The organism is Eisenbergiella porci (assembly GCF_009696275.1).
GTDB classification, from domain to species: domain Bacteria; phylum Bacillota; class Clostridia; order Lachnospirales; family Lachnospiraceae; genus Eisenbergiella; species Eisenbergiella porci.
On sequence record NZ_VUMI01000055.1, the window covers coordinates 25,902 to 36,406 of the forward strand.

General features: G+C 53.0%; 12 protein-coding genes and 1 pseudogene. 1 reads left to right on the forward strand and 12 read right to left on the reverse strand.

Annotated elements, in window-relative coordinates:
* Positions 1–9 precede the first annotated feature (9 nt).
* Entirely contained in the window at positions 10–366 is a 357-nt protein-coding gene (locus tag FYJ45_RS31100; RefSeq protein WP_235930980.1) for a TnpV protein, read from the reverse strand.
* Positions 367–508: 142 nt separating this feature from the next.
* On the opposite strand from FYJ45_RS31100, the gene FYJ45_RS31105 reads away from it, so the two are divergent.
* Positions 509–670, forward strand: a complete 162-nt coding sequence (locus FYJ45_RS31105) for a hypothetical protein (RefSeq protein WP_235930981.1) — start codon at positions 509–511, stop codon at positions 668–670.
* A 448-nt stretch (positions 671–1,118) separates the two neighbouring features.
* Here FYJ45_RS31105 and FYJ45_RS23480 read toward each other — a convergent pair whose 3' ends face one another.
* From FYJ45_RS23480 to FYJ45_RS23530, 11 genes and pseudogenes are all read right to left on the reverse strand, one after another.
* Positions 1,119–1,355, reverse strand: a complete 237-nt coding sequence (locus FYJ45_RS23480; protein WP_154467461.1) for a transposon-transfer assisting family protein — start codon at positions 1,353–1,355, stop codon at positions 1,119–1,121.
* A 1-nt stretch (position 1,356) separates the two neighbouring features.
* On the reverse strand, positions 1,357–3,552 hold the full coding sequence (locus FYJ45_RS23485) for a YodL domain-containing protein (RefSeq protein ID WP_154467462.1): 2,196 nt from the start codon (positions 3,550–3,552) through the stop codon (positions 1,357–1,359).
* An 87-nt stretch (positions 3,553–3,639) separates the two neighbouring features.
* Entirely contained in the window at positions 3,640–4,476 is an 837-nt protein-coding gene (locus FYJ45_RS23490; RefSeq protein ID WP_154467463.1) for a hypothetical protein, read from the reverse strand.
* Positions 4,477–4,538: 62 nt separating this feature from the next.
* The gene (locus FYJ45_RS23495) at positions 4,539–4,814 is read right to left on the reverse strand and encodes an immunoglobulin (protein WP_154467464.1); all 276 of its coding nucleotides are present in this window, start codon (positions 4,812–4,814) and stop codon (positions 4,539–4,541) included.
* A 6-nt stretch (positions 4,815–4,820) separates the two neighbouring features.
* Positions 4,821–6,923 (reverse strand): type IA DNA topoisomerase, encoded by a 2,103-nt coding sequence (locus FYJ45_RS23500; RefSeq protein WP_154467465.1) that lies wholly within the window; start codon positions 6,921–6,923, stop codon positions 4,821–4,823.
* Positions 6,920–7,117, reverse strand: a complete 198-nt coding sequence (locus FYJ45_RS23505) for a hypothetical protein (RefSeq protein ID WP_057572683.1) — start codon at positions 7,115–7,117, stop codon at positions 6,920–6,922. The genes FYJ45_RS23500 and FYJ45_RS23505 overlap by 4 nt, the downstream gene beginning before the upstream one ends.
* A complete protein-coding gene (locus tag FYJ45_RS23510; RefSeq protein ID WP_154467466.1) occupies positions 7,114–7,860 on the reverse strand; it encodes a DUF4366 domain-containing protein in 747 nt (248 codons plus the stop codon). The genes FYJ45_RS23505 and FYJ45_RS23510 overlap by 4 nt, the downstream gene beginning before the upstream one ends.
* Positions 7,847–8,095 (reverse strand): DUF4315 family protein, encoded by a 249-nt coding sequence (locus FYJ45_RS23515; protein ID WP_154467467.1) that lies wholly within the window; start codon positions 8,093–8,095, stop codon positions 7,847–7,849. The genes FYJ45_RS23510 and FYJ45_RS23515 overlap by 14 nt, the downstream gene beginning before the upstream one ends.
* 15 nt (positions 8,096–8,110) lie before the next feature.
* The gene (locus tag FYJ45_RS23520; RefSeq protein ID WP_321170298.1) at positions 8,111–9,832 is read right to left on the reverse strand and encodes a C40 family peptidase; all 1,722 of its coding nucleotides are present in this window, start codon (positions 9,830–9,832) and stop codon (positions 8,111–8,113) included.
* Complete coding sequence (locus tag FYJ45_RS23525; RefSeq protein ID WP_154467469.1) at positions 9,816–10,154, reverse strand: DUF3851 family protein; 339 nt, start codon at positions 10,152–10,154, stop codon at positions 9,816–9,818. Before FYJ45_RS23525 ends, FYJ45_RS23520 begins: the two co-directional genes overlap by 17 nt.
* 4 nt (positions 10,155–10,158) lie before the next feature.
* Positions 10,159–10,389, reverse strand: a pseudogene (locus FYJ45_RS23530) (conjugal transfer protein TraE); the annotation flags it as partial.
* Positions 10,390–10,505 lie beyond the last annotated feature (116 nt).

Genomic DNA, 10,505 nt, shown 5'->3' on the forward strand with positions numbered 1-10,505 from the left:
GGTTTAATGTCAGTTGTTGATAAGCTCCGTCAGGATAATCTCCTCCGCCTGGGCCTTGCAGTTGTTCATCAGGCCCACCCAGCGCATCGGGTGGCTGTATTTCAGGCTCTCCGTTGCGCCCGCCGCTTTCGCCAGCTCTGGGATCATCTGCTCCAGACGGCTGTTCGCTGCCTCGTCTATCTCCTGCAGGTGCGCTGTCAGCTTCCCGGTCAGAAGAAGGTTGTTGTAAAGCACCGTCCGATGTTCCTTCAGATAGGTTTTCCGCATCCTGCCATACTTGCCCAGAGGCTTCTGCGGAGGCTGTTCCTCCAAGATAAGTGTGGGAATCTGATAATCCCCGTTCTGGATATAATGCAGTTCGTTCATTTGCCTGGCTCCTTTCATATTCGTAGTGTTTGATGGTTGCGCCAATCTGCCGCAGCACTTCCTGGCTGGACTGGCTGACCGCTGTACCCAAAGCTGTGACCACGGCGGGGGTATTGAAATCAAAAATACTCAGGAAATCCTCATGCTCGAAATAGGCTTCCGGCTCCAGTCCGCAGCGGGACATCAGCGCGTAAGTGATGCTGACGGTGGCGGCACTTCGGAAGGCTACTCCGATGTTGAAATCATCATATTCCTCCAGGAAGGAACCGTCAACGATGTGGAGAATGTCACGCTGGTTCTCTGACCAATATTCATCAGCAAGCTGGGCAGCCACCTTTTCCAGTTGGTCGGCAAGGCCGTGTTCTGCTGGAATATCATAGGCTTTTTCCAGCGTCTCCGTCACCGGGGCTTCATGTTCCGGGCGATACTGCCAGAGATAAAGTTGACGGGCGTTTTCACGCCCGCCGGTATCGGAAACATCAAACACATAGCGCAGTTTCGGTCGGTCGCCGCTGTCATCCAGGAGAGCAATTCCCTTGGAACCACGCCGCACATAACGGCCCATTGTATTGTTCCAGAGGTCATATTCTGCACAGGCGGTAGCATCGGGCCGCTGGGCAAAAATCATCATCTGCTCCGGGAACGGATACTTATAAAGCCGGGCTGCGGTGGTAAGAAAAGCCGTCCATCGCTGGAAGCTGCCGGTCAGCCCGGCGGCTACCTGTTCGGCCATCTGTGCATAGCTTTGCAGTTTACTCGGCATCCGCGTCCTCCTTGTCATCGAAGTCCGGGTACAGCTCCAGTGCCGCAAAGTCCGCATCCGTCATGGCAGAGAGCTTTTCCAGCGTGGAATCGGTGATAGCTGTCAGCTCCATTTCGTCCGGTTCCAGGTATTCCCGCATCTCCTTTAAGGCGTCCATCAGGCCCTGGCGCGTACCGGTGTTGTAAATGCACATCAGATTGATCTCGTCAAAAGTAAAGTTTCCCATATCAAATCTCCCTTTCCGCGCTCTTTTTGGGCGCTGTCTTTTTGTGTTCCTGTTTCGGCTGGCTGTGAAGCTGCTCCATCACGGACTTTTTCTTTTCCCGGTCCTCCCGGTGGACAGCCTCGGCCAAATCCATCAGTGAAATAGGCTGCCCGGAACGGGCCTGCTGTTCCAGCTCGGCCACGGTCTGCCGGGGACCGTTATTGATGATGCCGTCAATCATGCCGTAATCGTCCTCCACAGACATCTCTGCATTTTTTAACGGATTATCTTGGGGCAGAAAGCCAGGAAGCTCCTGAAATCCAACGCTGTCGCAGTAGTGACAAGATACCACGCCGTTTTGCTTGACGGCAACGATGTCGCTGACGCTAAGAGAGGCGCTGTGATAGTCTGCCGGATGATGGAGATTGAATGTCTCATAAAGCATTTCCAGTTTTTGTTCCGTAGTTCCTTTTTCCGTAAGCTGTCCGGTATAGATCAGATCGTAATTACCGCGCTCAATGGCCAATCCGTGAGACTGCATCCAGTCCACATTCATAAACCGCACGTTGTTCGGGTCCTCACGGCTTACCTGATAAATAGCAAAACAGTCGCCTGTGTGGGCCAGGAAAGCGGCTTCCCGTTCTTCCTGATGCTGCTGACGCTCCATGATTTTTTCATGGAACATGGAGCTTTGCTCCCATTCCTCGCGGGAAATAGCAAAGACGGTGCCTGGAGCCTGGGTTTCAAATTCCTCCTGGTCAAACAGCATTTCCGCGCTACCTCCGCTCACTATGGCATAGACAGTCAAATCCATATCGTACAGCTCCAAGGCCCTTTCTTTAGAGAGGGGAAGCATATCACCGTCCATGTAGCCGCAGGCTTCCAGATCGGCCGCTTGCAGGACTTCATCCGGCATGGGATATTCGTCCAGCGCCTGCTCCGGTGCATCCGGCAACATGGAGGTAGGCGGAACCTGGCTTTCCGGGAAGGGTGTTTTCTGCTCAATGGAAGCTTCAACTGTCTGGACGGAAACGGAAACATCCTGCACTTGATCTTCCTCGCACGGAGCCACCTCACTTTGCATCTGCTGGCTGGCAGGCTGCGGCTCGGCAGCCTCCGCCGTCAGGTCAATGCCACGTTCCTTGCAAATCTCTGCAAAATGGCGGTCAATGTCCGTAATCAGACCATTGGCCGTCTTATTGATGGTTTCCAGACTGGCCCGGAGTTCCGACAGTTCCTTGCCCTTGCTCCAGGAGGCGATATAGCCGAAGCTGTTCTCGCCGGTCTGGATGCCATAATACTGGCAGACGGCGTAGGAGACGCTTTCGGCCTCCACTTCCTCGGTATTCCGGCTTTTGATTGCGTCCTGTACCACAGAGGTATCTTCCTCAACTTCAAGCCGCCATTCAAACTGGTTCTCATCCACATACCGCCAACCGGCGTCAGCCGCAAAAGCCTCCGCAGCAGCTCCCGTTTCAAAGCCCTGGCTGTAATCGTGCCGGGTGCTGCCCTCACTCACCATAACCACTTTCCATGATGGAACAGCCTCAGTTTTCTCCGGGTTGTGGAGCTTCGCGTGGGTGATCTCATGAATTGCAGCTGAGATTGTCTGAACCTCGCTCATGCCTGTGCGGATGGCAATGCGCTGGTTTTCCGTATCAAAATAGCCGTCCATATTGGCGGCCATCGGCTCCATTTCTATCGGAACCGGGGAAGAACGGCGCAGGGCCTCCATGAAAATCTCATAGTGCTGCACATTTCCGGTCAGGTCGCTGGCAAGCTGGGGCAACGGCCTGCCCTCCGTCTGTGATACATCAAATACGGACACCACCTTGAACATGGGTATCTGGACTTCTTTTTCCTCCACAATGGCATTGCCGTCCTTGTCCAGAAGCGGGGCCTTGGTGTCGGGATCGCGCTTGATTTCCTCCACCTTTTTCTTATAGGGCGTGGGCGCAATAATCTTGATACCCTTTTCACCGCGTTTCACATGGCGGCCAAACTGATCGCGCCACTTGTTGAAACCGGCCACTTGAGTGGCGTCCGGTTTTTGCATATGAATGAGCATTACGTTGTTGACGGAATAATGATGGAATCGGGACATGACGCGGAGGTACTGCATATATTTGTCGCTCTGAAACAGGTCTTTGATGCCCTGCTCAATGCCCTCGGTGATCTCCCGTAATCGTTCTTTATTGGTAACTTTCTGCTCTGGCATAGTTAGTCAGCTCCTTCCTGAATCAAGTTTTAGGCAAAAAAGGAGCAACCGCTTCCGGTTGCTCCTTTGAGTGTTTTACCACTTATATTAATAATAATATCTTTGATGATTAAATCGAACGCTATCTAAAGCCTTTTGTAATTCAGAAGAAATCCGCCCTTTTTCGTCACATAGCCCATAGGATCTGGCTAAGCGGTATGTTTTGTGCGAACTTTGAATGCGACCACCACATCGTAATAAGTAGCTAACATCTTTTTCGTTGAGTTTTGCAAAGAAACTTAACACCCGATCCGAAAAGTTGTTAGGCAATAAAGACTGGATTGTCTTAATATAGTGAGATGTTTCTTGTGCCTCTTGGCGCATCTCTTGAAGGTTTTCGACTAGGAGATTGTATTCCGAGCTTTTTTCAGCTAATTCAGAACGATATTTTTGAAGCTCTGCTAATAACTCTTCCGTTTTTCCTGACTTCGCATGCGCATCAAGGGTTGTTATTAAATTTTCTATAATATCAGAAATTTCATCTGTTTTTCCATGAAGTTCAGTCTCTTTTTCTGCCTGTCCAGAATCCAAATGATCTATACGAGAAAAAAGATTTTCAAATTTTTCGCCAAAGCGTTCTTCAATCCGTCCCAGTAGAACAGACTGATCTTTCATAAAATCATATGAACTGTCATAAAACTTGCTGCTTGTCTCATCTGCCTTGAAGTAGAAAAAGATAGAGATAAAAATTGAAAAAAACGCAAGTAACGTTGAGAGTATGCTATCTACAGTAAAGCCTGTACGATAAATTGAAAAACAGATGAGAACGGTAAAAATGATAGAAATAAGCGCAATTGTGACGGATATAATAATTTTCACGATATCCTTAACAGTGCATTTTTTACCGCAGCCTGATTCATTATCTTTATTTTCTTGTTGACTCACAAGCACCCCTCCATTCATGGCATATTATAGCATAAATTGTCATAATCAGATAGAATGATTTTTTATTTTTTGAAGTTTCTTGGCGGTGCACATCCAGCCATTTTAGCACGTGCACTAGCTGCTTTGCGGCGTTCTTCGCTGTACGGCTCCCGGACCAGCACACAGCCCTTGGGAACAATGTAACGGTTCGGGCCGTCCGGCTGGATCTGCTGCGGATATTTCTCAGACAGCCGGGCCAGCTTCTCCAGCAGCTTGGGGTCATGGGTATAAACGCTGGCTGTCAGTTCGGCCTGATTGTAGAGGATAATGGTTTCCTGTTCGTATTTGGACAGCTTCATAGACTATTACCTCTGCTTCGGACCGGCTGCGTCAAACTCCAGCTTGAAGCTCACATATTTGCCGCCGGTATCATCCAGCACCACCGTAGCGTCATAGGTCTTTCCGGTTTTTTCAGAGTAGCAGCCGGTGAGCCTTGCCCGTCCGTTGGACAGCAGCTCCGTCACCAGTGCCTTGGTCGGCTTCTTTCTCTTGGCCGTGAAAAACTTGTTTTCTTTCCAGATAGCAAAGCCGCAGTCCCGGTTTTCACAGACGAATCCCTTGCTGATCTCCACCACGGAGGCCCCGCAGCGGGGACATTTACCCAGACTCTCTTTATCGCTGGGAAACAGTGCAGCAGCATCTTTTACCGCCTCATAGCGGCCGGTTAATTCTGTGAGCATAGCAGAGATCTCAGAAAGAAACGCATCAGGCTCCGCACCGCCGCGCTCGATCTCTTTCAGGCGATGCTCCCACTCGGCAGTCATGGAGGGGGACTGTATCTGGTCCGGCAGTACCGTGATCAAGGCCACGCCCTCATGGGTAGGCATCAGATGGGTAGCCTTTTTGACCTTTTTTCGCTCTACAAAGCCCACCTTAATGAGCTTTTCCAGAATCCCGGCACGGGTGGCCGGTGTTCCCAGTCCTTTTCGCTCCGCATCCTCCGGCATTTCTCCGGCACCGGCAGTCTCCATCGCAGAAAGCAGCGTGTCCTCCGTAAAATGGGCCGGTGGAGAGGTTTTTCCCTCTTTCACGGCAGCAGTTACCACAGAGAGGGTGTCACCTTCAGAAAGAATCGGCAAAGCCTTGGCCTCCTTTTCCGGATCCGGCTTGTTTTTCAGAGTGTCTTTGTAATGCCCGTCCAGCTCCCGCCATCCGGGATTTAAGATAGCACGGCCTTTGGCCTTAAATTCCTGACCGGCACATTCTACCACAACAGAAGTTTCTGCATAGGCATGGGGCTGGCCCACAGCACACAGCAGCCGGGCAGAAATGAGCTGTAAAAGGGCCAGCTCTCCGGCAGGCAGGGCCGAAAGATCCGTTTCCCGGATACCCTGCGTGGGAATGATTGCGTGATGGTCGCTGACCTTGGAATCGTCAACAACCTGGGCGGAATTACAGCGAATGGTCAACTTCTCCGCAAACGGCATGGTTTCGGCAGTGTTATTGACCAGCATCGGCAGGCTTCCGGCCATATCCGAAGTCAGATACCGGCTGTCGGTACGGGGGTAGGTTGCCAGCTTCTTTTCATAGAGGCTCTGTAAATAGTCCAGCGTCTGCTGGGCGGTGAATCCCAACAGCCGGTTGGCTTCTCGCTGAAGGGTCGTCAAATCATAGAGGGCAGGCGGCTTTTCTGCCTTTTCTTTGCGCTCCACGGATTTGACCGTGGCATGAGCTGCCGTGAGGCAAGCCGCTTGAAGGGCCTCCGCCTGGGTCTTGTCCGTGATCCGCTCCGATGCAGCCGTAAAATCAGGGAACGCCACTGTCACTGTATAAAACGGGGTCGGCTTGAAAGCGTCAATGGCCGCTTCCCGCTGAACGATCAGCGCAAGGGTTGGGGTCATCACTCGTCCAATGTTCAAGGTGCGGTGATACAAGGTGGAAAAAAGACGGGTGGCATTGATACCTACCAGCCAGTCTGCCCGCGCCCGGCACAGGGCCGCCTCATAAAGCCGGTCATAGTCCGCCGAGGGTTTCAAGTGGGCAAAACCGTCCCGAATGGCACTATCCTCCATTGAAGAAATCCAGAGCCGTTCCACCGGCTTTTTACAATTCGCCTGTTCATAGACCAGCCGGAAGATCAGCTCACCTTCGCGCCCGGCATCAGTGGCGCACACCAGAGAGGCCACATCCGGACGTTCCATGAGCTTTTTCAGGGTATCAAACTGTTTTCTGCTGTCCGGGAGAATGGTGTAGGCCCAATGCTCCGGCAGAATCGGCAGGTCGGCCAGCGTCCATTTGGCGTAGTTTTCTCCGTAGGCGGAGGCATCGGCCAATTCCACCAGATGGCCCACGCACCAGGAGACAAGAAAACCGCCGCCCTCCAGATAGCCCTCCTTCCGGATATTCGCGCCGAGAACCGCAGCGATGGATTTTGCCACAGAGGGCTTTTCCGCAATGACCAGCTTCATTTCGTGGTTCCTCCTTCCTTGGGTTTGGGCTTGATGATAAGGTCACGATGACACAGGCCGAAACAAGCCCGTCCATAGCTGGAGCAGCCATAGCAGCGGTGGTTTTTCGGCAGCGCCGAAGGGCAGGTTTCCCGCCCGCCCATCGGCTTCTGCTGCATCATGCGTTCAAAGGGACTGTTGGTGAAGTAGGTCATTTACCCTCACTTCCCGCGCCGTCCTCCTCATCGTCCAGTTCATCCTCCGGCACTTCCGCATCATCCTCCTCGTCCTCAAAGTCATAATCATCCAGATCAGGGGAGGTCTTGGTTTTCGACTTGTTTTTGATGAACTTGATGTAGGCAAAGGCACCGCCGCCACCCAGGGCTGCAATCAGCAGCAATGCCAGCAGACCGGCAGCCGAATTGCTCTTTTCCGGCTCCGGCTCTGGTTCCGTAGTGGGTTCCGGCTCCGGTTCAGCAGGCTTGGTTTCCTTACCGGCGCACTCGGTCATATTGGTGGCGCAGACGGGGCAGCTCGTATTGACTGCGCCTGCCGCGCATTTTTCTGAACAGGTGCAGACCACGGGCGATGTTTCTTCTTCCTCGGCCAGCGCCGCCAGATCGTCCGTATCCACCGGATTCAGAAAGTAGGTCTTGAACTGTTCCTCGTCCTCATTTACCGGCGCATCATAGTCGATCACCAGATAGAAGATATTGCCGTCCCGGTCCTCAATGGTGATGAATTGCTTATTGGTGGCCTTGTCATAAAGCAGGTCGCGGGTCACGATGTCCGTTCCCTCGGACAGTGGTTCGCCGCATTCCGGCTCCGACACAGTTTCAATGGGTTCCGTTTCCTCAAATTCCGGGCCGCCGCCCGCAAAGGCCGTGACAGAAAAGGCGCTCATGCAGAGAACACATACAGCCAGACAGGTCAGGAAACGCAGCTTAGATTTCTTCATGGTCAGATTCCTCCATTTCTCCCCGCATGACAGCGGCAGGGTCGGTTTTCATGGTCTGGATCAGCGCGGCAAGCTGGGTAATATCCAGACTGTGCGCGTGAATCAGCTCCAGAATGTCGTTGTTCTCCAGCTCTGTAATCTGCCGCTCAATTTCCCGGTTGCGGCTCTGAAGCTCGGAGATTTTGTTCTTGTTTTTATCCAGCTCACTGCGGAGCTTGTTGATCTTGGCGTTCATGGTAAAATCCCTCCTTTACGGCAAACGGCCAAAGGTGTAAAAGTGTTGCTGCCAGTACGATGTATTGATGCTGGCGTAAGAGATGGGATTTCCGCAGTGGATCATCATCCCATCGCCCACATAGATACCCACATGGCTGACGCCCGGCGTATCATAGGTCCCCTTGAAGAAAATCAGATCGCCGGGGCGTGCGTTGGAGGAGGACACCGGGGTACAGATGTCGCAAAGTCCCTGTGCGCCCAGCCTGCCCATGTTCCAGCCGGAGTGGTTGATGACCCAGCTCACAAAACCGGAGCAGTCAAAAGAAGTGCTGGGGTTGGAACCGCCCCACACATAGGGGTAGCCCAGGTATTTCTCCGCTTCCTTTAACATGGCGGCAAAGACTTCATCCTCCAGCGCCTCCGGCGGTACATCGTAATCCAGATAGTCCTCTCTGGTGGAGGCATTGGGATTGCCTGCGAACAAGTCCGGCCGGTTGCCCAGGGTCGCCATATACACGGCGTACATACTGACCTGTTCCTCACCCATGATATAGACTGGCAGATGGGACAGATCGAAGTTTTCCAGGGTTACATAGCAGATGTAATAGTCATAGGGGACTTCTTCACTGGTTTCTTCTCCGGTTTCCGGGTCCGTGGAGGTTTCGGTGCGGTAGCGGGTTTCCACCACCACATTTTCAGTGAGCATGTACTGACGGTCAAAAAGCATGGCAAGCGTTCCCTGTACCTCAGAAAGCGTCCATTCTCCCTGATGGTAGGCGGTGAGAATGGAAATCAGCACATAGGGGTCGTGCTTGATCTCATCCAGGTCATAGTGATACTCGTCATATCCGCTGTGCAGGCTCTCATAATGGTCGATCTCATACTGAAGTTCAGCCTCCATCTGTGCATAGGCAGCTTCCGCACCCAGCATATCCTCATCACGGGAGGGATAGGTGGAACCAGCGAGGCCGGACATTCCGCCCTCCAGCAGAATCGAACAGGAGGAAAGGCTGTTCAGGAAAAAGCACAGAATGAGAAACAGCGCGATGGCAATACCGAATCCGCGCCGGTGCCGCCAGACAAAGCTGCCTGCCTTTTTTGTCTCCTCGGCAGTCTTTTTGGCGGCCTTGGCCGTATTGTCCGCAGCTTTTGCCGCAGTACCGGCAGTCTGTCCAGTACGTTTGGCGGCGGCATACTGCTTTTTGATAGCCTGCTTTTGCTGCCAACGGGAAAGCGGGTTGCTGAAGCTGGCCGGATCGTCCTGCATAGCTTTCTGATACAAGGCATTGACATTGGCCTTTTCCAGCTTTTTCTCTGCCCTCGCCGCAGCCCGGTAGGGCCGCAGCTTTTGGGAACGGTGGGCAGAAGCGGCCAGATGTGCGCCGCCCTCGGCAGTTTCCTCCAGACGGTGGGCGCTTTCCACGCCCACATTGTCCTCCTCGGTCTCTCCGATTTTGCGATGCATCTGAACGACAAGCGCCTGACCGGGTGCCGCTGTAACAGCATGGGTCAGTTTAGAGGCCGGTGCAGGCTGATCCACTTCCTCAAAACGAAGGCGCGCCGTTTTCTTCCCGGTGGCCGGGTCAACAGTGCGCTTTTTGACTTTCTTCTTTTTCTTGGGAATTTTGGCCCGCGCCTCCTCCGCTTTGTCAGCGGCCTTATCTGCCTTGCGGATATGTTCTTTCAGCCGGGAATCCTCGCGCTCGGCATCGGTAAACTGGAGGCGGGGATTGTTCTGCTTACTCAAACCACTCACCGTCAGCGATTTCTTCCAGCATGGACTCCAGCTCGCCATAGACAGCCAGATCGCCGGGAACGCTGGACACATTCAGCATCAGCTCCGTCAGAAGGGAGCAGAGAATGAACAGTGCCTTTCCGTCAAAGTGGTTCTTGTCCCAATCCGGGACAAGCTGGGATTGCAGCTCGGCCAGACGCAGAATCCCGGCAAGTCCGCGCTCATTGAGCCTTGCGCCCACGCGCTGGGCCTGAACAAAGGTGGACAGAGCCTGCGTGGTATCTGCCAGCACCGACACTTTTTTCTTTGCCAGTGCGTCCTGTTTGAAGATAGAAGTATCCATAAATTTACGCCTCCTTTTTGATTTCGTTGGGTTTGGTGGTCATTACGGCGTACAGCTCGGTATCCTTCGGGAACCGGTCAATGAACGGCAGAATGACATTTCCGTAAAACAAAAGCCCCTCGCCCTCGCCGGAATGGGTCACATAGGAGAGCTGGTGGGGGCTGATGTTGAGCTGCTTGGCCAGAATCTGCCGGTCACCGCCAGCCTGGTTGAGCATATACACAAAGTCGCTGTTCTATAGTGATAGGTAAGCCCCTGATATCATCTCAGGCTTTTCCCCCACTTCACACCGTGCATGCGACTTTCACCGCACACGGCGTTCCATCGGTTAGTAGATTTCGTTGTCTAAAC